Genomic DNA, 24,089 nt, shown 5'->3' on the forward strand with positions numbered 1-24,089 from the left:
TCGCCGCGGGCCGCGCCCGATTCGAGGAGGCGGCGCATCGGCTGGCCGTGGGCGACGAGGGAACCGTGGCAGATGTCGCCGGTGTCGGCGTGGGCATCGAACTCCTTCGGGCGCATCAGATTGGTGGTGATGCCGGGAGTCACCGGGTTTCGCGCGGACGAGTCGTCATGGGGGACAGCGATGCCTGATGCGGCTTTGGCCGGCGCTGTTCGGGGCCGTCACGCGTTTCGGGGATTCGCGACTTTCGGCATCCGGATGGTGGGGCAACCGCCCTGCTCGGATGCCCCGAGGAACTGCTCGGCCCAGCTGCCCAGCTCTTCCAGGGCCGGCCGCAGTGCCTCTCCCGCGGGGGTGAGGCGGTAGGTGACGCGCAGTGGCGGGCCGGGGTCCACCTCGCGGTTCACCAGGCCGGCGTCGCCGAGTTCGGCGAGGCGGTCGGAGAGCATGCGCTCGCTGATTCCGCTGACGGCGCGCCCGAGTTCGGCGAAGCGGCCTGGACCCTTCATCAGGCTGGCGAGGATGACGCCGTTCCAGCGCTTGCCGAGAAGGGCGAAGACGCCTTCCACCGCGCCGACCGCTCCTGTGCACTGCCCCGCGTCCCCCTGCTGCCCCTTTGTCATGCGCCCATGCTAGTACCCGCCGGAGAATATGCTGCGGAAAAGTAAGCTACTATACTAATGTAAGCAGCGTACGAAACCGCCGCCCGAGGCATCTACTCGCCGGCTTCACCGCATTCGCGCGCCCCGCGCGCCCATCCCCAGGAGCGCCCCCATGGCCGTTCTGCTGCACATCGACTCGTCCCTGTTCCCGCTGGAGGCCTCCGCCTCCCGCCAACTCACCGACGCGTTTCGCAGAGTCTGGGAGGAGGCGCACCCGCAGGGCAGCGTGATATACCGCGACCTGGCCGCCGCCCCCGTGCCGCACCTGGACGCCGCCACCGTCACCGCGGAGTCCGTTCCCGCACTGCGCGAGGAGCTCATCGCCGAATTCGAGAAGGCCGACGTTGTCCTCATCGGCGCTCCCATGTACAACTTCACGATCCCCTCGACCCTGAAGGCCTGGCTGGACCAGATCATCCTGGCGGGGCGAACCTTCGGCGAGGGCGTGGCCCCGTCCGGCAAGCACGTTGTGGTCGCGGCCTCGCGCGGCGGCTCCTACCGCGCCGGCACGCCGCGAGCCGGCTTCGAGTTCGACACCAACTACCTGGAGAAGGTACTGGGCGGTGGCCTCGGCCTGCAGGTCGAAACCATCACGCGCGAACTGACGAAGGCCACTGTCGTTCCCTCCATGGCCGACTTGGTGCCGATGGCCGAGGAATCGGCGCGGCAGTCGCTGGGGCGAGTCGCCGAGTCCGCGCGGCGGCATGCTGCGCTCCTGGCCTGACAGCCGGGCCTGGGCACCCGGCCCGACACCGCTGGCCACGAGGACAAGCCAGGCACTGGCTGCACTTCGGCGGAAGCGGCGTCCTTCTCCTCTCGGCGAAGCCGGTGTCATCGACGACGAGTCCCGCGACGTAGCCCGGCCGCTCGGCGACGAAGCCTGCGTGTCCTGGTCGTCGGCCAGTGTCCCGGCGATGCGAACTCGCCGCATTGGATCAGTGGCCGGACCGTGCGTCGTTTCAGCGCGGCGCGATGTCGAAGTATCCGTAGGTGGCCCTCGGAACCCGCGCTCGGGTTCCGGGATCCGGACGTGTGGCCGCGTTGAATCGGCTCACCCGGGACCCGGCTGTATTGCCCACGGAGGCTGGTGACGGACACGGTGCAGTGATCCTGAACGAGTGAGGGCCTTTTGGGTTGGGTGTGGATTGCGAAGTCAACACTCGAACGACCAAAGGCCCTCATGCCCCACCGTAGGGCACCCCTGACCGAGACCGGACGCCTGGCACCTGGCTCGCTGGGTCGACGATCACTGGCCACTGCGACGCGCCGCGAATCGCTTCCGGGTCTCCGTGACCGCCGCCGCCCGCTACCTGCGAATTCGACGAGGCCGGGATTGGCCGACCGCTCACCCCGGCCGCACCGCAGCCCGCGGAGGACACCGACCCAGACCTCCCGCGGTCTTCCTCCTGGTGGGGACGAACGATCTCGGCCTCGGCAGCACCGCCCCCCAGGCGGCCGACGAGATGCGCCCCTGGTCTCCGAGATCCGCGAGCGCGCGCCCAAGGCGCCGCTGTTCGTGCCAAGCGTGATGCGGCGGCGCGCGAGGTTCGCCTTGCGCATCCGCGAACTGAACACCGGGTACTGGGACATCGCCGGGCACGCCGACGCCGAGTACGTCGACCTGTGGCCCGCCATCCTGGAGACGACGTTGACCAAGGCGATGGCCACGGTCGTCGACGAGGAGGAGATCAAGCAGTGGGGGCGGCGTATCGCGTCGGTGTAGTCCGCGAAGATCCGCAGGATCCCGGCGTGCGACGCGGACGAGACCCACGACGCGTAGTCCAGGACCTGAGCGACCACTTCGCGGGCGCCGCGATCCCGTTTCAGTTCGATGACGTGGACGGCGCCCTCGCCGTCGACCGCGAGCAGATCCACCACACCGCCGTGCGCGGTGCGCACCTGACGGCCGATCACCAGCAACCGCTCCCCGAGGATGTCCGGGTCCGTCTCGACCAGCGCTTCGAGGTCCTGCTCCAACGGCATCATCACGGGCCGCAAGCGCCGCGCCCCGTCCCCGTCCATTCGCCACACCGCGACGCCAGTCGGCATGCTCCTCCAACCACTCGGCGACTTCGTACGCGGGAACAACTGCCTTTTGATGAGGGTTGTTCCGCATAACGCGTCCGATTCCCTCCTCGCCGCTCGCAGATGTGCCAGAGCCGGATTGGCGTAAGTGGGCGGCACCGTGGCTCTAGGAGGTCCCGCAGCCCATCAAGACGGCAGCAGCGGTCTTCAAGGAGCTGGTCAAGGCGGCGACGGCGTCCAGGGTCCGCAAGGGTGGGCCACTGATCCCGGCGTGGCAGACGAGGTTGTCGAGTGCGGTGACGTGTGTCGGTGTGAGGGTCGCGCGGCAGGTGCGCGTGGTGAGGGCGGCCTGCGCGGCGTAGGCGTCGGAGGTTTCGAGGATTTGGCGGGCGAGGCGCGTCCACAAGGGGGCCATCCGGTTTGGCCCGGCTCCGAGGTCGTCGGCGATGTGGGCGAGGCGGACGCTGTGCAGCGTGGCTTCGCCTGGCTTGTCGCCCCTGCCGGTCGTGGTGTTCGAGAGTTGGGCGACGAGTTTGGAGAGTTCGTCGTGGTGCGGGTGCCCTGCCGCGGCGTTGACGATGGCGCGGAGGGCGGCGGCGATCGGAGTGTCGTGGTCGGCGGGGTCGGTGTTGTCGAGAACCGCGAGGGCGTCGGTGTGGTTGCCTGCGGTGGCGAGAGCGATGATCCGTGTCTGCCTGGCTGCTTGGAGGCGTTCGGGCGTGGGGTCGTGGAGGACGGCGTGCGCGGCGGCGCGGGTCCATTCGCCGGTGGCGGCCAAGGCTCGGGTGCCGTCTCGGAGCAGAACGGTCCGGTACCAGGCTCGGACCGGCTCGGTGTCGTGCGGGGTGGTGAGTCCGTCCAGGGTGATGGTGGTGTCTTGGATCGGCGGGGCGCCGTCGTGCTCCAGGCCGTGCTCGATGCCGGTGAGTAGGCGGTACATGGCTTCGGGATGGTTGCCGCGTTCGTGGAGGCGGGCGAGGTTGATCAGTGGTTGAAGGGCTGCGATGGCGATCCGCGGGGGCAACGGCCGGGCGGTGTGCAGCAATTCGAACTGTTGGTGGCACAGATCTGCGGCCAGGCCGGGGAGGCCGCCGTCTGCGGCGATGAGGGCGGTGAGGTTCCAGGCGCTGCAGGCCCGGTCGACGCGTTCGTCGGGGTCGTCGGATGTGGTGGCGGCGTGTGCGTGGTTGCGGATGGTTTGCAGGCGCTCCGGCAGCGGTGGACAACTCGGGCGGGAGGGTGGCAGGAGAGGGAAGTGGCTTGTGGCGTGGTCGATGTCGATGTTCGGGGTTGGTCGGCGTGATGGGTTCTTCCGTCGGGTGGATGTGGAGTCGGCCGGAGTTGGTGCGCCGAGGATGGCGTGCCGGGCGGCGTGGGCGAGGAGGGTTTGTTGGCTGGTGTGGAGTCCGGCCCGGTTCCAGTGAAAGATCACGTGGTAGGCGAGGATTGACCTCAATCCGCGTTGCAGCAGGCCGCTGTGGGCAAGGCGGGTCAGGGTGTTCCCGCAGGTGTGGAACGCCTGGGCTTGGCCATGGGCGTACGCCAGCGGTTGTCGGTCCCCGAAGGCGTTGCCGTCGGGAGTGCAGTCGGTTCGCAGGATCGCCTGTATTGCCGTGATGACCGTGTCGAGGCGAGCGGGCGTGGCGTCGAGGGGCAGAGGCCGGTCGTGTGTGACCTTGGCCCACACGTCGCCGATCTCGTACGGCTCCAGTCGTGCCCCGCGGAGGAGGGCACCGCAGCACAGCATCGAGAGTTCGCGTGGACCCAGCAGTGGGTCGGGGGCGGGACGCAGGAGGGCCTGGCTGTCTGCGGCGAAGAGAGTGTGCGCGGCGGCCATGGCTTCGGGGCCGCCGAACGCCGTGGTCTCGGGTTCGTAGTGGCCGGTGGACCAGCCGCGAAGGATCCCCTCGTCGGTGAGGCCGTCGAGGGCCTGTTCGAGACGGGCGCGCAGCCCGGTCCGGTCGTGTGTACCGGGTTGCAGCCGGACTCGCCAGTGGGGGTGTTTGCGGATGAACCACCATGTGCCGCCGGGGCTGGTCGCGGTCTCCAGCACGGGGAGCAGGTGTGTCGCGGCGGTCGTGGTGGCCGATGCCCAGTTGTTGAAGTGGAGTTGGATCTGGAGCCAGTCGGTGGGGTCGGCGTTCAGGTCAGGAGCAGGCATGCGTCCCATCCGGAGGCGGGTGGTGGGTCGGTGAGGTCGAGGGTGGTGGTGTGGAGGGCGAGGAGGGTTCCGGCGTCGCCTTCCAGGAAGCCGGGCCCGTGGTCGTGGGGTCGGCTCGCGAGTTCGTGGAGTCGGTGGGCGGTTGCGGGGAGGAGGGCGGCGAGGTCGGGGTTGCGGGCTTCGCGGGCCGTGTGCCAGGCGGTTTGGTGGAGTCCGGCGGCGCCGTGGCACAGGCCGGCATCGGTGACAAGGGCTTGCTGGACGGGGTCGGCGAGGCAGGCGACGAGGGCGTTCTCGTAGGTGTCTTGGGCGTGTGTGTCGCCGATGGCGATGGCGGCGAGCTGTCCGGCGCGAGCGATGCCGGGGGTGCCGTAGCACCAGCTGGGCCGACCGGGCGCGGTCTGGGCAGGTCGTTTGGCGGCGAGTTCGGAGTGGCCGATCCACTGGGGCCACCAGGTGCCGTTCGGTCCGTCCTGTCGCCATGCGTCGAGGAAGTCGAGGATGGTGGCGATGGCTTCGGTTTGGCCGTCGACCACCGCTCCGCTGCGGGAGGCCAGGGCGAGCAGGGCGAGCGGGCCGGTGATGCCGTGGGCCATGCCGAGGTTGGCGTGCCCGCCGGGGAACGGCGGTGACTGTCGGCGATGAGGGTCGTGATCGACCCACCAACCGGGCAGCGGGGTCTCGTCGATTCGGCTGGGGCGGGTGAGGGCGACGACCGCGGTGAGGACGTGCTCCATGGCGCCGCCGTGGGGGTCCATACGGAGCAGCAGCGCGCCGATTCCGGTGAGGCCGAAGAAGACGTCATATTCGCTGAAGATGCTCGGTCGGCCGGCAGCGATACGGGCGTGGGTGGCCTGGGCGAGGTCGTGGGCGAGGCGGCCGAGTGCGGCGTGGGTGTCGGCAAGCGCGTGTGGTTGGCGACCGGTGGCGTGGAGAACGAAGGCGATCGCCGGCAGTCCCTGGAACAAGCCGGTGTCGGGGCCGCAACCGATGGGCGCCGCGCATGCCTGCGCGATCCATCGGTGGGCCTGGCGCCACGAGTCGGCGCCGTGGCGGGCACGTTCGACGTGGGCGAGTGCGATCCCGATGTCGCCACCGGCGAGGGAGTGTGCCCGCCAGGGCGGCTCGCAGGCGGACGTGCCCGGGCGGGGAAGACGCGCCAGGCACGCGCTTGCGGCCGGCAGTAGTGGTGGTGGTGGTGAGGTCGACGCTTCGATCATCGGGGCTTCGCATGCAGGTCGCGGAGCGCACAGGTCCGCGCGAGGCGCAGGGTGGTTTGCTCGTTCGCGGAGCCGCAGCTGCGGCGGTGGTGGTTGTGCAGGAGCACGGTCAGCACCGACATCGGGTCGCGTTCGGTCTCAAGGGCTCTTCTGTAGGCGTCGAGGTCTCGGGCTCGTTGTCGCCAGGCTTCGATCACCATGTCGCAGTGCGGGAGTTCGGTGATGGCGCGGGGGACGAAGGTGTGGTCGGTCAGCCGTAGGGCGTGGTTGCGCAGGGTGGTGTCGAGCCCGCCTCGGGCGCGGGGTAGTTCGTCCGCGAGAATGCGTGCGGCTCGGTCGGGTGCGCCGGCGAACGCAATGGCCACGTCGATCATGCTCGCGGCGGTCAGCGCGAGCAGAGGTATGCCGGTGCGCGTGGCAAGGTCGATCTGGGCGAGTGCCGCTTGGGAATCGGACGCGAAGACCGTGTGCGCGGCGTGCAGAGCGGGGCCGTGCCCGTACTGACCGGGACGGGGACGGAACGCCTCCACGCTCAGGGCGTTCGCCAGGTTTTGCTCGACCAGGTCGGAGGTCCACGCGGTCAGCCGTGTAGCCGCGGGGCCGTGGTCATCGCAGGAGAGCAGGTGGAAGTGGAGGCGTAGGTGGCCGGTGCGGTCGGGGTAGCGCAGGTCGTCGTGGCGCTGGAACCACCACAGCGGCGCGGTGGGGAAGGTGTTCAACAGTCGGGGCACGTGCTCGATGAGGATTTCGTCCCAGCGGTCAGGATGAGCCGACAACTGCGCGTACAAAACCGCTGGTGTTCTGAGTGACCGGGTGGTCGCTTGCGGCAGGGTCGGTCGTGGAGAAGACATCCTGTGCGGCGTGGACAGCGTGAGGGGCAGGAGGATCTGGTGGGCGCGTCCGAACCAGCGGTCGTCGGTGTTGTTCTCGTGTATTTCGAGCCGGCGTGCGCGATTGAGTCGAGTTCGCAGGAGGTGTCGGTGCAGGGGTAAGTCCAGGTCCAGCGGCAAGCGTTGATCGTGTTCGACGAGGGCGACCCGGGTGGGCATCGACCAACGCCGTTGCCATTCCGCCAGGGCCTTTTCCCACACCTCCCCAGAGGCCGACGGAGCAAGCAGCGCGCGGGCGTGCAGGAGCCAACGGGCAGGGGCGAGGATCGTGCGGCCGTACCGCACGCGAGGCAGGCGGGGCAGGCGGGAAGCCGCCCCGAAGTCGAAGGCGGTGTACAGGCTTCCTCGTGCCGTGGAGATCTCCGACAGAAACCGGGCCAGCGGAGGAATGTGCATGGTGGCTTCGAGCGCGTGTGCGACACGGATCTCGACGCGCCGCCCGGAGGGCGTGTGCAGCAGATGAAACCGGTCCGCGTCGGCCGACACGGCGAGTTCGCCTACCGAGATCGGTCGGGGCGCAGCCTCACCACTGTGGGCCGGTGGGTGTTCGGCGAGCGAGACGAGGTGCCCCGGCGACGGAGTGCTCGCGGCGAGGGATGCGTTGCGGCGGAGACGGGGCGGGAAGGACAGTTGGGCCGCGATCGTGTCGGGATCGGCGGCCCGGTACGTCGCGGCGAGTCGGGCTCGGGAGTCCTCCGGCAGCAGGTGTGCATGCCGGCCGATCATGCTGCTTCCGGCTCGGGGCGTTCCGGCGATGGACAGTGTGAACCGCCCCCGGTCGATGTCTGCGGTCGATGCGGCGTGGATGTGCAGACCGATCTCGACGCGGTCGGGCCATGGCGGGAAGGCGTCTCGATCGTCGGCCAGTTCGTCCACCACGGCGTCGGTCAGAACGAGTTCGTCGCTTTCGAGAAGTGCTTCTTGGACCAGCGCCAGGAGCCTCTCGTCACGCGCGGTCCACACCCGCAGGGGCTTGCGTCGCCCCGAGCCGAGATAGCCGGCCGGGTAACCGGGCCCGGCGTCCGAGACGACGTCCAGGACGGGTACGGCCAGCCCGGTGCCGTACTGGGCGACGAACCGCGCGTGGTGGTCGCGCCAGGACGCGGTGCCCAGCGGGTAGGGGGACAGGCGGCACAGAACGGCGGCGGCCCTGGCGGCCTCCTCCGCCACCTGGACCGGAAGATCGAGGTGAGCGTCCAGGACCGTGTCGCGGGCGAGGGGGATGGGCTCTGTGCAGGGCGGGGCGACGAACGAGGCGGCGCGAGGGAACGCTTGCGGCGTTCGGAGTTCACGATGCAGGGATGTCAGGGCATGCGTATGTTCGGCCGCGGCGGGGATGTCGTGGGCGGCGACGCCGTGCAGAACCGCACAGACGTGGCCCAGCGGGTCGTCCGTGGCCATCGGGGGGTGCAGGGCACTCATCAGGAAGTGCTGCGCGACGAGGTCGGACACCATGGTGCGGATCCGGTCGGTGGGCGCCGTCGGGAAGGCACCGGTGAGGACCTTCACGAGTTCCGCGAACGTCACGGGGGCCTGCGCAGCCTCCATCGCCACCGCTACGGGCCGTCCGGCACGCACGGACACCTCGATCGCGGCCGTTCCCGCATCGGTGCCAGCCCCGGCCGGCGGGGCAGGGACGACGAGACGGGTGCCGCGGCGGACGGCGGCCGGATTCGCCGCCACGGTCAGGCGTTCCATCAATTCGGCGCAGGCGTGGAGGCGGTCGACCATCTCGCCCAACCATTCGGGGTCGGGGCGGCGGACGATGCGGTGCTCGCCTCCCCAGCGGACCTTCGTGGTGGGTGCACGGTGAACGGGGCCGACGCCTGCGAACAGGGCGAACGGGGTTGCCCGGTGTTGCCAGCGCAGGAGATAGCGGCGGGTACCGGCGACCAGGCGGAGAATGCGGCGCCCGTCGGCCTCGTCCGCTTCGAGGGTGTCCAGGGCGTCGAGGAGGTCCGGGCTTGCGGCGGCGAGCGCGGCTCGGAGCCGGGGGTCCTGCCGTAGGTTCGTGAGCCAGAGCAGACCCTGCCGGGGCATGTCCGGGTCGGCCGGGTCCAGGTCGTCCGGCACGACGAGGCATCCCGGGGCGGTGGTGGCGCGCAGGAGCCCGATTCCGGGCCACTGGTAGGTCGGACGCGAAGCGGACATCCGTGGCCTCCGATTCCGGCCGAGGGCCGGGCGCCCCGCACCGGCGGTGGGTGAAGGGCGCCCGGTGTGCGGCGTTCAGGAAAGGGCGTTCATCGACGACGTGCACGAACTTGCGTTCCCGGCACAGGTGTTGCCGCAGCCGTCGTCGGTCGGGCAGGCCGTTTCGGCGAGCGGCGCGAGGGTCACGAGGACCCGGACGTCGAGCAGGAACTCGTCCGGGTCGCCGTCGGGCCCCACATCCCGGTGATTCGTGGGCAGTGGCGGATCGACGAGGGCCAGGCCACCGAGGGGGTGGTCGTCGTGCGTCATGAGGGATTGTCGTCTACTTGGCGGTGCCGAGTCCGTGGAGGGTCCGGGACCGGTCGTCGGTGGCGGGCTGGGGTGTCCAGTCGAGGACGCGGTGGCCTCCGCGGGTTCGTACGGCGGTGTTCGCCCAGGCGCGGAGGGACTCCTCGTCCCGGTCTCGGGGGCCGTCGATGCGGGCGAAGACCCTGACGAGCTTCCAGGCGTCGTCGTGGCGCCGCAGGATGTAGTGGTCGAGGGTGAGCGCGTCGAGGGTGAACCACGCCTGCGCGTCGCCGATCCGATTCCACGGGATCGGCGAACCGGGGATCAGGGGTTGCGCCCACGCCCGGGCCCGGTCGGGGGAGATGGCGCGGTCGGTGTCGGCGAGGAGTTCCCCGACACTGGCGTGTCCGGGGTCGTGGTACAGGACGAAGGTCCGCAGCGCGTCGGGCGCGACCGTGTTCCGGGGCAGGGGCTGCTCGGAGCCCTCCAGGGCCACCCACCCGGCCGCGATCCGGCCGGCCGTACCGAGAGCGAAGAACTCTTCGACGCTGTCCAGCGTCGTGGGGTCGATCGCGGTGGTGAGCGCCAGCGCGATGCCGCCGCGGGTGCGGACCCGGCGCAGGGTCTGGTCGTCGCAGGCGAAGCCCCAGCTCTGTCCGGTGTCGTCGAGGCACACCGTGAGCAGGTCGCCGTCGAGGACGACGCGGGCGTCGGGCAGGGCCTCGCGCACGTTCAGGTCGTGGGCGAACGTCCTCAGCCCGAGCGCGCGGTGGTGGTCGATGCTCGCGCTCGTCCAGCGACCGTGCGGATCGCGCACCAGGTGCGTGGTCTCCAGCGAGGGGTTGATCACGACGACGGGCGTCTCCTCGGGCGGGTTCGTGCCCCGTCGGGTGAGCAGGACGAACGTGCGCAGGGTGTAGGAGCACAGCGCGGCGTCGGCCGACGACGTCCACAGCGGGCCGTCGTCCCATCGGGGGCGTTGGCAGCGTTCGTGGTGCAGGCTCGCGGCGACGAACGCGACGGCGTCCCGGATCAGGACCGCGGGCCGCAGTACGCCCAGGTCCCATCCGCACGTCTGGCAGTCCCCGGGCCACAGGTTCAGGGCGAGTTCGGCAAGTCCCGCGGGGCCCAGCTCGTCGCGGGTGCGTTCGTCGACGACGAACGGGTAGGACGCCGCCTCGGCCCGCCGTGCGGCCGCACGGGCGGCACGCAGTCGTTTCCCCTTGCCCATGACGCCCCCGATCCCCTACCGGTCGCTGTCGGCGTTCACCCGACTACGATTGTGGACCCTCGATGAGACGAAAGTGCGACTTTCCCACTGTTGGACTTCCCGGGCGTTCGCGCGAGGATGGTGGGGCAGCACTCGCGGACACGAAGGCGGATCGATGAGCGGCACCGACTCGCACGAGGGCGACCCCGTCGTCAGCCGCGCCCAGGTGCGGGCCAAGAGCCAGGTCACGCTGCCCAAGGACGTACGTGACGCGCTCCACCTGGACGAGGGCGACGAGGTCGAGTTCACCGTCCACCCCGACGGGGACGTGACGCTGCGGGCGATGACCGTGATCCCCAAGGACCAGCAGTGGTTCTGGACCCCGGAGTGGCAGGAGGGCGAGCGGGAGGCCAGCGCGCAGCTGGCCGCTGGCGAGGGCGTCGACTACGACGACGAGGACGCGATGTTCGCCGCCCTGGACGGCTGACCCCCCGTGGCCACCTTCCATCCGTCGCCGCGTTTCGAGCAGGACTACAGGAAACTCGACGACGCCCAGCGCGAGCGCTTCCGCCGGGCCGTGCGCACCGCGTTCCGGCCCGACCTGGACACGGGCTCCTTCCGGCCCGGCCTGCGGGTCAAACGCGTCCAGGGCACCAAGAGCGTGTGGGAGATGACGTGGGCGCCGAACGGGCGGGCCACCTGGGAGTACGGGGAACCCGTACGCGCCGGCCACAAGCACGTCCTGTGGCGCCGCATCGGCACGCACGACATCTTCGACCGCCCCTGACGTCGAAAGCGGTCACGCGTTCGCCTGCAGGCGCCTGAGCTCGTCCAGGTCCTCGGACGTGTGCACCATGGCGTTGGAGCGGCCCAACGCGACCACGAGATCCCGGCGTCCGCCGAATCCGCCCGCCGCCAGCGAGGAACTCGCCACGACCAGCCCCACGCCGACGCCCGGCCCGTGGATCGCGACGTGCGCCGCCGCAGCGGCCGCAGCCGGATCCCCCAACACGTCCTCGCCGTCGTCGATCGCCAGCAACAGACCGACGTGCTCGCGATCGACGACCCGATGCCGCTCCGCGCGGGCCAGACGCACGTCGACCACACGGGCCGTCCGGGCGAGCAGATCCACGGCCCGCCCAGGGGTGTCGGCGACGAACTCGGCCCGCTCGCCCAGGACCTCGATCAGGCCCTCGCGCCCGCGCGGAGCGATCAGCAGATACCGGAAGGCCCCACTGCACAGCGCCTCCAGCACGATCAACCGCAGCATGCTGGTCTTGCCCATACCCGCGGGCATCGCGATCAGGCCGTTGGCCGCCCCGCCACCGGGAACGGTCAACCGCCAGTACGTGGGCCCGTCCATGCCCAGGCCCGCGGCGAACAGCCCGGTCGCGGGGTCGTAGCTCGGCCCCGGATACGGGGCCTCGGGAATCCAGTCGAACGGGTGCTCCTCGTCGGCGTGGGCGAGTTCCGACTCGATCCGCACCGTGTGCCCGTGAACGTCGGGCGCGGGGGTATCGGCCAGGGGAGCGCCGATCAGGGCGACGTCACCACTGCGCAGGATCCGCTTGAGCGGCTCGACGCCGCCCATGGCCGCAGGGTCGATCGCCGTCGAGATCCCCAGGACGACACCACCGAACGCGCGCACCTCACGCAGCAGCGGATCGGCCGCAGACGCGGGCACGACCCAGTACGTGTCACCGGCGCGCACGATCAGACGGTCCCCGGTCAGCCACGAGGCGACCGTGTCGCCGTCGCCCACCCCCACACCCGCCGAGGGCGCGAGGAAGCCCTCGGGCCCCAGCGCGCTCACGGTCGTCGCCCGATAACGACCCGCCTCGTCGCGGGCCAGGCAGACCCGCTCCAGGCCCGGGTTGACCACCAGCGTCGGCGAGAACGGGTCACGCCCGGGATCCCCGAACGGAACCGCCGTCAGACACGTCGCCGTCGTCAGGAACCGACCCCACGACGGCGAACCGTCCCGACACCAGCGCGCCCGCTCGCATCCCGCGTGGTGCAGGGTCGCGGTCACGTCCAACACGCCCTCGACCACCACCACCGAAGGCGAAGCCTCCCCGAGCTCACGACCACACGTCTGGCACTGTCCCGGCCACAGATTCCGAGACAGCTCCTCCAGACCCTCACGCCCCAACTCGGCACGCGTGAACGGATCCACCAACAGCTTCCTCATCGCCACCGACCATCACCCCCAAGACGCCCAGGCCCACCGCCGCTCCCGCGCGGCCGCACCACGGGAGCCCTCACGACTCCACACCGACGATGCACGCGAAAGCAACCGACCCACAAGCCTCCACCGCACGCACCGCCCCGCCGACCACGCCACCCGCCACCCGGCAGGGGAACGCCGCGGCTCCGCCGGGCCCGACCGCGACCCGGGCCCGGCCGACCCGGAGACGGGTGGCCCCGCGCGGGGCACAGCCCGCACGACCACGCCGCGAGGCGAGTGTGTGGACCCCACGCGGGACACCCGCCCACCCTCGCATCAGCCGCCCCGGCGAGAAGGCGGTTCACCGGAAACACGACGAAGCCGTGCATCCCCCCGGGCGCCGACGGTGGGGCACCGCGGAGACCCGCCCCCGGCCGACGTCCCTGCGGGCAGCGGGCGCCGGTCCGACACAGGCGCGCTACACGCCCGTACCCGCGGCGGACGCGGCGAGTCGGTGTGCGGTGACCCGGTGCCATCCGCGCAACGTCCCGCCGACTTCGCGGTTCAGGCCGGTGATCTCGCGGGCGGTGGTGTCGGCCCAGATCGGATGCAGGCCCGGGACCACCGTGACCGCCTCGGCGTCCGTCAACGGCTCCAACCGCACACGACGATACGTGTGGGAGTGCAGGTTCGGCGCCCGTTTCGGCAGCGCCGCGCCCCATGCGAGGGAACCGATCACGATCAGGGCGAGGTCGACGTGCGGGTCCTCGGCCAGGGCCGCGAAGTACTCCAGCGCGTCCTTCGGCAGCACGTCGGCGCGGTCGACGACCACGGTGCGCGGGTGCGCTCGAACGCGCGGGTGACGCCGTGTTCGAAGTCGATCCGCGACCGCGGCGCCACCCGGCCCGGCCACAACCGCCCCCACAACGCCTCGCGCACGCCCGCCATCGTCGGGCGGGAACGGAACGTCAACCACGCCGCGTCCCGGCCCCGTTCACCCCGCGCCTCGCCCAGCGCGGCGGCGGCGGTCTTGCCGACCCCCGGCACCCCGGTGACGCACAGCACGGCCGGTGTCGCGACCGCCTCCCGCACCGCCTCCCCGACCTCCAACAGCCCGACGGTGGCCGCCGTGCCCCACCCGGGCACCACATCGACACTCGCTTCGGCTTCCGTCCGCACGCGACGCGCCCTCCCGATCGACACCACCCCCGAACCGGCCAAGTCTGACCCCAGGCCCCGGACCACGACTCGAAAACCGGCGAAGTACCTGCTCCGGGACTCGCGTTACCCCCGCGCGCGAGTGCCGGGATCCGTGGACGCGCCGATCAGGGCGAACGTTCCCGCAGGTGCTCGCGGGCGAGCGGCGGACCACCCGCCCGCACCCGGCCGGCGAGCTGTCGCCGCCTACATCGCAGGCCCCGCGCCGGTGGCGGCGTCGAGGGCGTACACGTTCCGGTCGTAGCTGCTGATGTACACGATGCCGCCCGCCACCGTCGGAGACGAAATGATGAGCTGGTTGGTCGTGAACGACCATTTCTTGGTGCCGGTTGCGGCGTCGAGGGCGTACATGTTCTTGTCGAAGCCGCCGACGTACACCACGCCGCCCGCCACCGTCGGGGACGACTCGACCCGCTCGCCGGTGGTGTAGGACCATTTCTTGGTGCCGGTGGCGGCGTCGAGGGCGTACACGCTGTGGTCTACGCTGCCGACGTACACCACGCCGTCCGCCACGGCCGGGGACGAAGAGACCCAGTCGCCGGTGGTGTAGGACCATTTCTTGGTGCCCGTGGTGGCGTCGAGGGCGTACACGTTCGTGTCGTGGCTGCCGATGTACACCACGCCGTCCACCACCGTCGGGGCCGAAATGACCCCCTTGCCGGTGGTGTAGGACCATTTCTTGGTGCCCGTGGCGGCATCGAGGGCGTACACGTTCGTGTCGAGGCCGCCGATGTACACCACGCCGCCCGCCACCGTCGCAGACGCACCGACCTCGTCGCCGGTGGTGTAGACCCATTTCTTGGTGCCGGTGGTGGCGTCGAGGGCGTACACGTTCGTGTCGAGGCCGCCGATGTACACCACGCCGCCCGCCACCGTCGGGGACGACTCGACCCCCTTGCCGGTGGTGTAGACCCATTTCTTGGTGCCGGTGGCGGCGTCGAGGGCGTACACATTCTTGTCCCAGCTGCCGACGTATACCACGCCGCCCGCCACCGCCGGGGACGAAGAGACCCAGTCGCCGGTGGGGTAGGACCATTTCTTGCCACCCGTGGCGGCGTCGAGGGCATACACGCTGTGGTCTTGGCTGCCGATGTACACCACGCCGTCCGCCACCGTCGGAGACGACCGGACCCAGTCGCCGGTGGTGAAGCGCCACGGTCGAACGATCGTGGTCGCGGTCGAGGGGGGCGTGGGGACTCCGGGGGTGGACGTCGTTGCGGTCAAGGGGGCTTCGGGAGGGGACGTCGCCGGTTGTGTCCGCAGGTCGGTGGGCGGGTTCGTCTTGTGTGCCGCGGTGCCGCTCCCGGTGTGGGTGAGCGCGATGGTGATGCCGGTGGTGGCGGCGGCCGCGGTTCCGGCGGCGATCCACAGGAACCGGCGGCGCCCGGGGAATGCGGGCGCCGCCGTCGACCTGTCGACGCCGGTGCCGCTGTCGCGTTCAGCGGTGGCGGGTGCCGGTTCGGGAGAGGCGGTCGGCGTGCTGTCGACCGGTTCGCCGTCCGGTGCGGACGGGGGCGTCGTGGGTGTCCGGGGGCGTGTGTGTGCCCGTGTGGGGGCGGTGTCGCCGTGTGGTTGGTGCGGTGCCGGGTCCGGTCCCGGGTCGAGTGTCGCGGGGGTCGCCGCCGGTGGCCGGCCGGCCGTCGGGATCGGGGAGGCGGCTGCCACCGGGTCGGGTGTGGTGTCGGCGCCCGGGCGCCGACGGGCGTCGGTGGCGGACGTGGGCCGATCGGTGTTCTCGGTCGCCGCGAGGGGTGCGCCGGCCGTCCCTCCCGTCGGCGGCCCGGCCGACGGACGCGGGTGTGCGCGGTTGTGGACCCAGTCCCGTCGGACGACGGAGTTCTGCCCGAACTGCTGGGGTTCGGGGCTGCCTTGCGCGAGCAGCCGACGCCGCACGCGACGCCACACCTGCTCCGTGCTCAGCGCCGGACCCGCGCCGGGAATGCCCTCCTCCAGGACGTCGATCAGTGTGCCGGTGAAATCCGGGTACCGGGCCCCCGGAGGGGTGAACGACCGCCCGGTCCTGGGGGCCGAGGTCAACACACAACTGCCGTGCTCGTCGTCGTATCCGTCGTCGGCGACATCGGGGGCGTCCGCCTCGAGCAGTCGTGTCAGGTCCGGGCGGGCGAGTGTCGAGGCGCCCATGCCGCCGGCCAGACCGCTGTAGCAGCAGTCCAGCACGGTGATCCGGCACCGCGCCCGATACCCGGCCCGGGCCACGACCCTGCGCAGCGACGCGTAGGCCAGGCTGCCGATCTCCGGATGGTCCTCGTCGGCGTCGGCCAACGCCAGATACAGTCGCTCGCCACTGCGGTCCCGCAGGCCGTGTCCCGCGAAGTAGACCAGCAGCGTGTCGGTGCAGCCGCTCGCCGCGTCCCGGACCGCACCGAGAATCGAGTCGCGTGACGCCCGCGACCCCAGTTGTGTGACATGGGCGTCGGGCAGCCCCCACACCGACGGATCCCGCAGCAACCGGGCCAGCCCCGTGACCCCCGCGGCCACGCCGGGGAGGGATTCCAGCCCGGTGTAGGCGTGCACCCCCACCAGCACCGCCCGACTGCCCCGAGGACTCGGAACCGCCACGGCAGCCCCTCACACCGGGGGAGCGGTATCGGTGTCGGCCGTCCCGAGCACCCGTGCGATCCGGGCCGCGTCGTCCGCCGACACACCCTCCACGACGAGCGTCGTACCGTCGCGTTCGACGACCAGGCGCACCCCGTCCCGGACCCGCCGCGGCAGCGACGCGCGGAATGACCGATGGGCGTACACCAACGCCGCCGTCGAGAATCCCGACGACGTGGCGAACGATATCCATTCGACCACCTCGCCGGACATTCCCCCGTCGCCGGCGGCCGCAGACCGGACCCTGCCGATGTCGGCGTGCGTGCCGACCGCACGGTCCTCGATCAGCCAGTCCGCGAACGACTCGGTCAACCCTGTCGGCTCGCCGTCGACCCCACCCTCGACACGCACACGGAAGTAGCCCATCGTCCCCCCAAAAAACCGCCTTCGCCGGTGGACGGGCCCACGAACGCGGCAACTTCGATGTTCGTCGCCGTCAGACTAGGACGACCACCGGGCAGCCGCATGCCGTTCAACCGAATCTTGAACGCCCGCCGGCAGGAACCGGGCCGCGGGCGCCGCGCGCGACGGTTCCCGGGGCGGGGAACAACGGCGAAAGGCACGGCGCTTTCCGTGGGACGAGGAACCGACCGACCCGGGTCCGTAATATGCGCGGCTCCGTCCCGTATTCGGCGTCGTCGGCGAACATCTCACCCCGGTCCGTCACGGTGACGGGCGCCGGTGCCCGTTCCCCCGCGGTACCGAGATCGCGGTGAGAGGGGCATCGGCGTCGACGGGGCCGAATCCAGGGACCGGTATTCCGGCGCGGACGTTGCAGGTCGTGACAGCGGCGAACCCCCGTGGCGGACGGGGAAGCGGGTGCGGAACCGGTGGTCGGAGGTACTCCGGGACGAGGACTCCGCCGGCCGGGAACAGCGCGCCGCGTCGGCGAATTCGCCCGGGGCCCGGCCCGGCCCGCCCCGGCCGGTGCCCCCGTGGGAGCTCCGCGTGTGCTCAGGGAAGCTGCGCCATTCCTCACGGCGAACGCCTCCTTCCCGAGCCGCGATACCTCGAACCCGACCCGCGGCACCCGGGTGCCCGGCCCGCGAAGGGCCACGCCCGGACGTCGAGTTCCGGGCTACCGGCGCCGGCCGATGGCGCCGGTGCCCCGTGTGGCGCCCGTCGGGAGATGACCGATCGGGGGTGCCGGCGCCGGCGGCGGGCGGGCCGCGTGACGATAGGTTCGCCGGGTGACGGTCGAACGCCTGCGCCTGCTGTCCGGCCCCGAATACACCGATGTCTGGGACCGTTTCGACGCCCGCTTCGCGTTCAGGCCCAGCGTGTGCGAGTTTCCCGGGATCACGGAGCCCTCGCCGTCGATCACGTGGAGCCTGGACGCGTTGCGCGACGATCCCGGCGATCGGAATCTCGACCGTCTGGTCGACGTCGTCCAGGACGGGCTCGTCGACCGTTGCGGGCCGGGGGAGTCGCTGTGGCTCCTGGACTGGCAACACACCTGCCACCGGCTGCGTCCGGACGTCCCGGGGACCGACATGTTCCTGCCACGCGTCCTCGAGGGACGCTCGCGCGAGGGCTGGCCGTTCGGTCCGTACCCGGACGGGGACTACCACGTCTTCCTCGCCGAGGATCTGCGATTCGGCACCTTCGGGCACCCCTGGGAACACACCTTCTGCGTGTTCGGCGCGGAACTCCTCGACGCGATCGAACAGGACATGCACCACATCCTGGGACGACCCCTGCGCCGGGACGGGGTACCCGTCGATCGACCCGCCCCGCGGCGGTGACGCGTGCTCGTGCTGTTCGTTCGGCCGCCCGGCCCGTGGCGCGTCGGCCGATGCCGTCGATGGCGGGCGCGGGCACACCGGCCCCGGATCCGGCGCGAGGGTCGCGTCGGCGGTGTGACGGGACCGGTGTCGCGGCACCCGGCGAAGTCGTCGGCGCGGACGCGAGCGGTGGTCTCCGTCCCGGGCGCCGACACCCGGTCCGACAGCGCCCGCCGTTCCCCGGAGCGGGGATGGTCGTGGGCGCCGCGATGCGTGTTCTGGCCTCGGGCCGCCCCGAGTGGTTGCCGGGGCGGGGGTGGTCGTGGGGGTCCACCCCCGTCTCCACCTGTTGTTCCACCCGTGGGTCCAGGTGCGGAAAAGGCGGCGGCGGCAGTCTGAGGACATGACAAACGCCGACTGGATCACCGACATCGTCCTCGTCCTCGTCGTCTTCCGGCAGCTGCGGGAAGGCCGGCTGGACGGCAAGACGTTCCTCATCCCGCTGGGCATCGTGGCCTTCGTGGGATTCAAGTACCTCGACTCGATCCCCACCGCCGGCAACGACCTGGTGTTGATCGGCGCGTTGATGGCGATCGGCGCGGTGCTCGGCGTCGCCGGCGGCGTCTTCACCCGGATTCGTTCCGCGGGCGGGCATCTGCTGATCAAGGCCGGTGCGGTCTCGGCGGTGTTGTGGGTGCTGGGCATGGGCGCTCGGATGGGCTTCCAGGTCTGGGTCGACCACGGCGGTGCCGACCACGTCGCGCGCTTCAGCCTCGCCCACGACATCACCACCGGACAGGCGTGGGTCGCGGCGTTCGTGCTGATGGCGCTCACCGAGGTCGTCACGCGGGTGGCCACGATCTTCGTGCGGAGCCGCATGGTGGCCGCCGGCTGGCCGGCGACCGCGGCGGCGCGTCCGGTGTCGTCCCTCGAGCACGCGGCCTGACCGCGGGATGCGGCCGCGCCGTTCCCGTCGCCGGGCGTGTTTCCGTTCCCGGGCCGTCCCGGGGGCGGGAGCCCGGCGCGCGGGCGACGGCCCGCCGCGATCCTCGGGTGCGGTACGCCATGGGCCCGGGCATCGTCGTCCCGGGGATCCCCGGACCGCGCGCCGAGCCCGACGATCCCGGTCGCCCGCGCGGTGTGCCACGCCGGCCCCGCCGACGGGCCGGACGGCTTCGCCGGCCTCGCGTTCATGTTCGAGGCGGGGTCGGTACCGGACGCCCGGTCGGGGCGGCGAGTTGCCGGCGCAGGCGTTTGCGAGCCTGCTTGAGCAGGTCCCGGCCCGTTTGCGTCGGCAGCCATCGGCGTGCGGAGCGTCGGTCCGCACCTGCGTCGTTGTGGCGTCGTGCCGTCGACACGGGCGTGGGCGCGGCCGGATGGGACTTCGGGTCGACCGGTCCAAGTCCTGTGGAATGCGCGATTCCGGGGTTGTGTGGGATGTCCTGAACTGTTCTGGTGACGGTGTTTCGGATCCGTCTACGGTGCAGGGGCCGTCGTCGATGGCGGACCGGTGGGAGGGAGACCCGCGATGCGGGGCCCACGGGTCGGGGAGGGGATGCGGCATGGCGAATCACGGCCCGCGTCGGGCTGGGGACGATCCGGCAGCGTGTGTCGGGGGCGGGTGTGGGGGCCCGGTTCGTGTGCTCGGGCCCGGCGGCGGGCTCCGAACGGCACGGAGGCCGTGAGCGGCGGATGGTCGGATCCGCGTTCGCGGTTCGTCCGGTGCCTTCGGTGACCGTCTTCCGGTTCGCTCGGGTCGTCTCGCCGTGGGTGGGCGCGAGCGTGTCGCCGCCGGCTGTGCGTGGTGTTCGGTTCACCGGGGCCCGCTCGAGCACGGGGCGTGGCGTGACGGACGCCGATGGTCGCGGGGGCGCCGCCGCCGGTTCCGGACCCGCCGACCACCGGCATCGAACCGGACGGCGGTGGCCCCGACCACATACCCGCGGTCGATGCGGTGCGCCCGCGGCCGGCGCGGCGCCGGTGAGGGGTACACGCGGTGCGCCGCTCACGCAGCCGCTCGGACCCGACGGAAGGGATGCGCGCTCGCGGTACGCCGGAACGGGCTGCCGGCCCAAGCACGACAGGTCCTACTTCGGAGGGAAGATGCACAGGAAGTTGGAACGAGTCCTCGTGGCAATCGTCGGCGCCTTGGCCCTGATGGTGGGGCCCATGGTGTTCGCGCCCCCGGCCACGGCCCTGCCCAACTCCTTCATGGACACCGCGGTGGCGGACAAGTACTACGCGGCCATGCACGCGCCACTGGACCCCGACAAGCTCGCCCAGGGTACGAAACTGATCACCGTCTACCGGGACGACATCATACGTCGCGGCAAGAAGTGGGATCGGGCGCTCAGGGCCGCGCTCGACGCGTGGAGCAACGCCCTGGTCGGCAACACGCAGTTGTTCGAGATCGGCGGGACGCAACGGGACCTGAACGGCGAGAACCCGGACGCCGACAAGGCCGCCGCCATCAGGATGGAGATGGTGTCGACCGACGTGATACGCAGCAAGAATCCCAACCCCACGCCGAACACGGTGACCTTGGGCATCAATGACGCTGTGCGCTGCCGCGGCGGCTGTCCGGCCGGGGCGAACCAGAACATCTTCTTCAACTGGGACGAAATGAGCACTCGGAGTCAGGAGGCGGCGACATACGTCTTCACACACGAGATCGGCCACGCCCTCGGGCTCGACCACTCGAAAGCGCCCCTGGAATGCGAAGTCATGATCCACGGCGCCACGAACCCACAGGACCGTCCCGCGAACTGCGAGTGGGGGAAGCCCCTGACGCCCACCGCCGGCGAGGCGAACATGGTCAAGGACATCTACCGGCAGGGGGGCACCCCGCTCACGCTCGCGCCGGCGCGCGCCCAGACGCCGGTCGCGCCGGATCGGGCGCCGGCGATGCTCACCGATCCCGGGCGCGGCGTCGCGACCGGGGAGATCAGGGGGTGGGGCGGAAAGTGCATGGACGTCGCGGGGAACAATGACGGGAACGGCACGAAGGTGCAGTTGTACACCTGCAACAGCGGCGACGCCCAGAAGTGGACGTACGACGAAAGCACCAAATACCTTCAGGCGAAGGGCAAGTGCCTCGCCACCGAAGGTGGCGGAATCGACGAGGGCGCCAAGCTGCTGATCTGGGACTGCAACGGCGGGGCCAACGAGTGGTGGAGGTTCAATTCCGACGGGACGTTGTTCAACACCACGTCCCACGTCTGCGTCGACACCCCCGGCCTCAGCGCCCAGGACAGCACCCAGTTGCAGCTCTGGTACTGCACCGGTGACGCGAACCAGCGCTGGGACCCGCCTCGGACCGGACCGGTCGTCCACCCCCCGTCCGGCAAGTGCATGGACATCAGCGGCAACAGCACCAGCAACGGCGCGGCCGTGCAACTGTATGACTGCAACGGCACCAGCGCCCAGCAGTGGACCTTCGCCGTCGGCACGATTCAGGCCAACAACAAGTGCCTCGACGCCGCCGACCAGCAGAACGGCACGAAGCTCGTCATCTGGGACTGCAACGGCAATCCCCAGCAACAGTGGAGGAACGGCGGCGACGGACACCTGTACACCCGCACCGCCTCCGGTGCCTACCGCTGCATCGACGATCCCGCCGGCAACACGGCGAGCGGCACCCCTCTCGGCGTCTGGGACTGCACCCAAACGCCCAACGTGACCTGGCGAACCCCCGCCGACATCCTGAGCGCCTGACCGCACCGCGAACCCGCGGCCGACGCCGCCGGGCGGAACCTCGTCCGGCGGCGTCGGCCGCGCCGTGCCCATCCCGGAGGGCCCGCACGGTGCGGACCGAACACGCGCGCGGCAACGCCGCGGCGCATCGAGCCACGGGGACGACCGCGCGCGAGCGGACCCGCTTCGTGTCCTGCAGTCGCTCGTGAGACCGCCGGGACCACGCGTACCGCGGCCACTCCGACCGCCACGAATCGCACGGGACGTGCCGCCGCGATTCGCCATCTCCACCGAGGTCGGCTCCTTCCCGACGACCGGACGCGCGCAACACTCCCTCGATCCCGGCCGGCTGCGCCGCGAGCTACCGGGTCCCCACCTACGCGTCCTGGCTCGCCGGCCTCGCGTTCGTGTTCGAGGCGTGGTCGGTTCCGGACGCGGCGCTCGACGAGGCGATGGAGGAGTCGCGGGCCGTCGGAGAGCGGCTGTTCCACGAGCGCGGCGACCGGATCGAGCTGCGCCGGGTCGTGGCGGTCGACGTCGACGGCAACGGCTACCGGGTCGCCCGCCTCCGTGGAGCCCGGCCCGTCCTCGAGGTCACCGACGCCCTCGAACCCCACCCCCGCCCCGTCTTGTCCGCCGCGGGTCCTGTGTTCGAGACGATGGCACCCGGTCGGGAACATCTTCGCCGGGCCCGCTTCGAACCCGTGCGTGCCCGGCGGTTGAGTACGTGGACGCGTCCGGTTGAGTACGTCGTCCCTGTGGGTGTGTTCCCTCGCTCCGGCAGGGTGGGTGCATGACGACGAGGACGGCGGGGCGGCGCGATGCGGGTGGCGGGACCCGGGTGCCGAGGGCGGGCGGCGGGGGTCGTGGCGTGTTGGTGGCGTCGGCGCTGGTGGTGTTGTGGGTGGCGACCGGGGTGTCGATGCTGGTTCTGCCGTTGGGGGCGATGGGGAGTGATCCGTGTGGTTCGGCGGCGGACGGTTTGATCTGCACGGCGCGGGGTCAGGCATTGTTTTGGCGGATTCCGTGGTTCGGCGGGCCGGTCCTGGCGGTCGCCGGGACGGCCGCGATCCTGGCCCGGGTGCGGGCCGTGCGCTACGGCGCGGTGCTCGCGTGGGTCGTCGGTCTGGTCGTGATGGCGGTCTGGGTCTGGGAGATCGCGAGCTCCTACCATCCGCGGTAGCCGACGCCGCCGAGACGAGCCGGTCACCGGCGCCGACACTTTGCGCACGCCCGCCTCGCGGTTCAGCCGATGTCGCGTCACCCGAAGTCCGGCAGCCGCGGCCGTCGACCGCCTCCGGTCGAAGCGGTGACGGCGTCCAAACCCGTGGCCCCCCAACTGCGCTGCGGCTAACGTCAGTCCATGTCCACGCACGCTACACCGACATCGGCCGGCATCGTCCTGACTCCCTCGCTGAGGCAGGCATTGGCCGGGACCGTCCTCGACTGACGCGGAGCCGGCAGGCTCGGGCGCGTCTGCGCGCCCGAGGGTGTCTGTCTCAACGAAGTCGGTCTGAAGGATGCCGGTCGACCTGGTCGGACTGTCTTCGTTGAGACGCGGGGCCTTCAGTCGAGTTCCTCGCCGGGGGGAATGAAGGCGTCGGCGTCGTGCGCGTTGTCGACGTGTCCGTGGGCGTCCATGGTGATGGGGGTGGCGCGTCCGTTGGACGTGACGAGCCAGGCGAGTACCTGTTCCGTCAGCGGAGTTTTGGCCGGGCCTTCGTCGTTCCAGTGGGCCCGCCATCCGCCTCCCGGCACTGCCGCGACGACTCGGTTCGCCGGTTCGAGGTGGGAGAAGTCCTCGTAGTCGGTGACCGGGCGCAGTGCGCCGCGCTTGGTGTCGACCACGAGGGCCGTGCCGGAGTTCGGGTCCCAGCCTTCGACGTTCCGTTGCCGACCGATCTCGGTCTCGGTGCCGGTGAAGAAGGCAAGCCATCCCGTTTGGTTGAAGTATTGAAGATCCATGCGGAACATCATGTCGTTGCGGTCGGCGCCGACCTTCCCTGCCACGATCATGAATGCCCGCCCACCCCAGGGTCGAAGTCCGCCGGATCGCCCCGGCCC

General features: G+C 71.1%; 19 protein-coding genes and 2 pseudogenes. 9 read left to right on the forward strand and 12 right to left on the reverse strand.

Features of this window, described 5'->3' with window-relative positions:
• Positions 1 to 218: 218 nt before the first annotated feature.
• On the reverse strand, positions 219 to 620 hold the full coding sequence (locus ACFZBU_RS46430) for a winged helix-turn-helix transcriptional regulator (protein WP_391589888.1): 402 nt from the start codon (positions 618 to 620) through the stop codon (positions 219 to 221).
• A 151-nt stretch (positions 621 to 771) separates the two neighbouring features.
• On the opposite strand from ACFZBU_RS46430, the gene ACFZBU_RS46435 reads away from it, so the two are divergent.
• The 3 genes and pseudogenes from ACFZBU_RS46435 (at position 772) to ACFZBU_RS46445 (ending at position 2,382) form a co-directional block, all read left to right on the forward strand.
• Positions 772 to 1,383 carry an FMN-dependent NADH-azoreductase gene (locus ACFZBU_RS46435; protein ID WP_391589889.1) on the forward strand — a complete coding sequence of 204 codons (612 nt, stop codon included), beginning with the start codon at positions 772 to 774 and terminating at the stop codon, positions 1,381 to 1,383.
• 456 nt (positions 1,384 to 1,839) lie between these two features.
• Positions 1,840 to 2,055, forward strand: a pseudogene (locus ACFZBU_RS46440) (leucine zipper domain-containing protein); the annotation flags it as partial.
• A gap of 156 nt (positions 2,056 to 2,211) precedes the next feature.
• Positions 2,212 to 2,382: a hypothetical protein gene (locus ACFZBU_RS46445; RefSeq protein ID WP_391589933.1), complete on the forward strand. Its 171-nt coding sequence runs from the start codon at positions 2,212 to 2,214 to the stop codon at positions 2,380 to 2,382.
• A gap of 53 nt (positions 2,383 to 2,435) precedes the next feature.
• On the opposite strand, the pseudogene ACFZBU_RS46450 reads toward ACFZBU_RS46445, so the two are convergent.
• The 6 genes and pseudogenes from ACFZBU_RS46450 to ACFZBU_RS46475 form a co-directional block, all read right to left on the reverse strand.
• Positions 2,436 to 2,708 (reverse strand): annotated as a pseudogene (locus ACFZBU_RS46450) (endonuclease NucS domain-containing protein); the annotation flags it as partial.
• Positions 2,709 to 2,850: 142 nt separating this feature from the next.
• Entirely contained in the window at positions 2,851 to 4,845 is a 1,995-nt protein-coding gene (locus ACFZBU_RS46455; protein ID WP_391589890.1) for a thiopeptide-type bacteriocin biosynthesis protein, read from the reverse strand.
• The gene (locus tag ACFZBU_RS46460) at positions 4,827 to 6,065 is read right to left on the reverse strand and encodes a lanthionine synthetase C family protein (RefSeq protein WP_391589891.1); all 1,239 of its coding nucleotides are present in this window, start codon (positions 6,063 to 6,065) and stop codon (positions 4,827 to 4,829) included. Before ACFZBU_RS46460 ends, ACFZBU_RS46455 begins: the two co-directional genes overlap by 19 nt.
• Complete coding sequence (locus ACFZBU_RS46465) at positions 6,062 to 9,106, reverse strand: lantibiotic dehydratase (protein ID WP_391589892.1); 3,045 nt, start codon at positions 9,104 to 9,106, stop codon at positions 6,062 to 6,064. The genes ACFZBU_RS46460 and ACFZBU_RS46465 overlap by 4 nt, the downstream gene beginning before the upstream one ends.
• Positions 9,107 to 9,181: 75 nt before the next feature.
• On the reverse strand, positions 9,182 to 9,415 hold the full coding sequence (locus tag ACFZBU_RS46470) for an FxLD family lanthipeptide (RefSeq protein ID WP_391589893.1): 234 nt from the start codon (positions 9,413 to 9,415) through the stop codon (positions 9,182 to 9,184).
• A 13-nt stretch (positions 9,416 to 9,428) separates the two neighbouring features.
• A complete protein-coding gene (locus ACFZBU_RS46475; protein WP_391589894.1) occupies positions 9,429 to 10,625 on the reverse strand; it encodes a hypothetical protein in 1,197 nt (398 codons plus the stop codon).
• Positions 10,626 to 10,779: 154 nt separating this feature from the next.
• Here ACFZBU_RS46475 and ACFZBU_RS46480 point away from each other — a divergent pair, with 154 nt between their 5' ends.
• Entirely contained in the window at positions 10,780 to 11,091 is a 312-nt protein-coding gene (locus tag ACFZBU_RS46480; protein WP_391589895.1) for an AbrB/MazE/SpoVT family DNA-binding domain-containing protein, read from the forward strand.
• 6 nt (positions 11,092 to 11,097) lie between these two features.
• Positions 11,098 to 11,391 carry a hypothetical protein gene (locus ACFZBU_RS46485; RefSeq protein ID WP_391589896.1) on the forward strand — a complete coding sequence of 98 codons (294 nt, stop codon included), beginning with the start codon at positions 11,098 to 11,100 and terminating at the stop codon, positions 11,389 to 11,391.
• A 12-nt stretch (positions 11,392 to 11,403) separates the two neighbouring features.
• Here ACFZBU_RS46485 and ACFZBU_RS46490 read toward each other — a convergent pair whose 3' ends face one another.
• The 4 genes from ACFZBU_RS46490 to ACFZBU_RS46505 form a co-directional block, all read right to left on the reverse strand.
• The gene (locus tag ACFZBU_RS46490; protein WP_391589897.1) at positions 11,404 to 12,795 is read right to left on the reverse strand and encodes a hypothetical protein; all 1,392 of its coding nucleotides are present in this window, start codon (positions 12,793 to 12,795) and stop codon (positions 11,404 to 11,406) included.
• Positions 12,796 to 13,249: 454 nt separating this feature from the next.
• The gene (locus ACFZBU_RS46495) at positions 13,250 to 13,603 is read right to left on the reverse strand and encodes a hypothetical protein (RefSeq protein ID WP_391589898.1); all 354 of its coding nucleotides are present in this window, start codon (positions 13,601 to 13,603) and stop codon (positions 13,250 to 13,252) included.
• Between the two features lie 572 nt (positions 13,604 to 14,175).
• Positions 14,176 to 16,569, reverse strand: a complete 2,394-nt coding sequence (locus tag ACFZBU_RS46500) for a PQQ-binding-like beta-propeller repeat protein (RefSeq protein WP_391589899.1) — start codon at positions 16,567 to 16,569, stop codon at positions 14,176 to 14,178.
• A 9-nt stretch (positions 16,570 to 16,578) separates the two neighbouring features.
• Positions 16,579 to 16,974, reverse strand: coding sequence for a hypothetical protein (locus tag ACFZBU_RS46505; protein WP_391589900.1), 396 nt, complete (start codon positions 16,972 to 16,974; stop codon positions 16,579 to 16,581).
• A gap of 824 nt (positions 16,975 to 17,798) precedes the next feature.
• Here ACFZBU_RS46505 and ACFZBU_RS46510 point away from each other — a divergent pair.
• The 4 genes from ACFZBU_RS46510 (at position 17,799) to ACFZBU_RS46525 (ending at position 23,208) form a co-directional block, all read left to right on the forward strand.
• A complete protein-coding gene (locus tag ACFZBU_RS46510) occupies positions 17,799 to 18,353 on the forward strand; it encodes a DUF2716 domain-containing protein (RefSeq protein ID WP_391589901.1) in 555 nt (184 codons plus the stop codon).
• Between the two features lie 382 nt (positions 18,354 to 18,735).
• Entirely contained in the window at positions 18,736 to 19,278 is a 543-nt protein-coding gene (locus ACFZBU_RS46515; RefSeq protein ID WP_391589902.1) for a hypothetical protein, read from the forward strand.
• 1,157 nt (positions 19,279 to 20,435) lie between these two features.
• Complete coding sequence (locus tag ACFZBU_RS46520; RefSeq protein WP_391589903.1) at positions 20,436 to 22,046, forward strand: ricin-type beta-trefoil lectin domain protein; 1,611 nt, start codon at positions 20,436 to 20,438, stop codon at positions 22,044 to 22,046.
• Between the two features lie 772 nt (positions 22,047 to 22,818).
• The gene (locus ACFZBU_RS46525) at positions 22,819 to 23,208 is read left to right on the forward strand and encodes a hypothetical protein (RefSeq protein WP_391589904.1); all 390 of its coding nucleotides are present in this window, start codon (positions 22,819 to 22,821) and stop codon (positions 23,206 to 23,208) included.
• A gap of 383 nt (positions 23,209 to 23,591) precedes the next feature.
• Here ACFZBU_RS46525 and ACFZBU_RS46530 read toward each other — a convergent pair whose 3' ends face one another.
• Positions 23,592 to 24,041: a hypothetical protein gene (locus ACFZBU_RS46530; protein ID WP_391589905.1), complete on the reverse strand. Its 450-nt coding sequence runs from the start codon at positions 24,039 to 24,041 to the stop codon at positions 23,592 to 23,594.
• Positions 24,042 to 24,089 lie beyond the last annotated feature (48 nt).

Source organism: Embleya sp. NPDC008237, from assembly GCF_042956465.1.
GTDB lineage: Bacteria > Actinomycetota > Actinomycetes > Streptomycetales > Streptomycetaceae > Embleya.

Excerpts from the sequence above, each read along its gene's own strand:
- ACFZBU_RS46460 (WP_391589891.1), bottom strand. The coding sequence starts at position 6,065 with ATGATCGAAGCGTCGACCTCACCACCACCACCACTACTGCCGGCCGCA.
- ACFZBU_RS46430 (WP_391589888.1), bottom strand. The coding sequence starts at position 620 with ATGACAAAGGGGCAGCAGGGGGACGCGGGGCAGTGCACAGGAGCGGTC.
- ACFZBU_RS46475 (WP_391589894.1), bottom strand. The coding sequence starts at position 10,625 with ATGGGCAAGGGGAAACGACTGCGTGCCGCCCGTGCGGCCGCACGGCGG.
- ACFZBU_RS46480 (WP_391589895.1), top strand. The coding sequence starts at position 10,780 with ATGAGCGGCACCGACTCGCACGAGGGCGACCCCGTCGTCAGCCGCGCC.
- ACFZBU_RS46465 (WP_391589892.1), bottom strand. The coding sequence starts at position 9,106 with ATGTCCGCTTCGCGTCCGACCTACCAGTGGCCCGGAATCGGGCTCCTG.
- ACFZBU_RS46435 (WP_391589889.1), top strand. The coding sequence starts at position 772 with ATGGCCGTTCTGCTGCACATCGACTCGTCCCTGTTCCCGCTGGAGGCC.
- ACFZBU_RS46525 (WP_391589904.1), top strand. The coding sequence starts at position 22,819 with ATGACGACGAGGACGGCGGGGCGGCGCGATGCGGGTGGCGGGACCCGG.
- ACFZBU_RS46530 (WP_391589905.1), bottom strand. The coding sequence starts at position 24,041 with ATGATCGTGGCAGGGAAGGTCGGCGCCGACCGCAACGACATGATGTTC.
- ACFZBU_RS46505 (WP_391589900.1), bottom strand. The coding sequence starts at position 16,974 with ATGGGCTACTTCCGTGTGCGTGTCGAGGGTGGGGTCGACGGCGAGCCG.
- ACFZBU_RS46515 (WP_391589902.1), top strand. The coding sequence starts at position 18,736 with ATGACAAACGCCGACTGGATCACCGACATCGTCCTCGTCCTCGTCGTC.
- ACFZBU_RS46470 (WP_391589893.1), bottom strand. The coding sequence starts at position 9,415 with ATGACGCACGACGACCACCCCCTCGGTGGCCTGGCCCTCGTCGATCCG.
- ACFZBU_RS46455 (WP_391589890.1), bottom strand. The coding sequence starts at position 4,845 with ATGCCTGCTCCTGACCTGAACGCCGACCCCACCGACTGGCTCCAGATC.
- ACFZBU_RS46520 (WP_391589903.1), top strand. The coding sequence starts at position 20,436 with ATGCACAGGAAGTTGGAACGAGTCCTCGTGGCAATCGTCGGCGCCTTG.
- ACFZBU_RS46490 (WP_391589897.1), bottom strand. The coding sequence starts at position 12,795 with ATGAGGAAGCTGTTGGTGGATCCGTTCACGCGTGCCGAGTTGGGGCGT.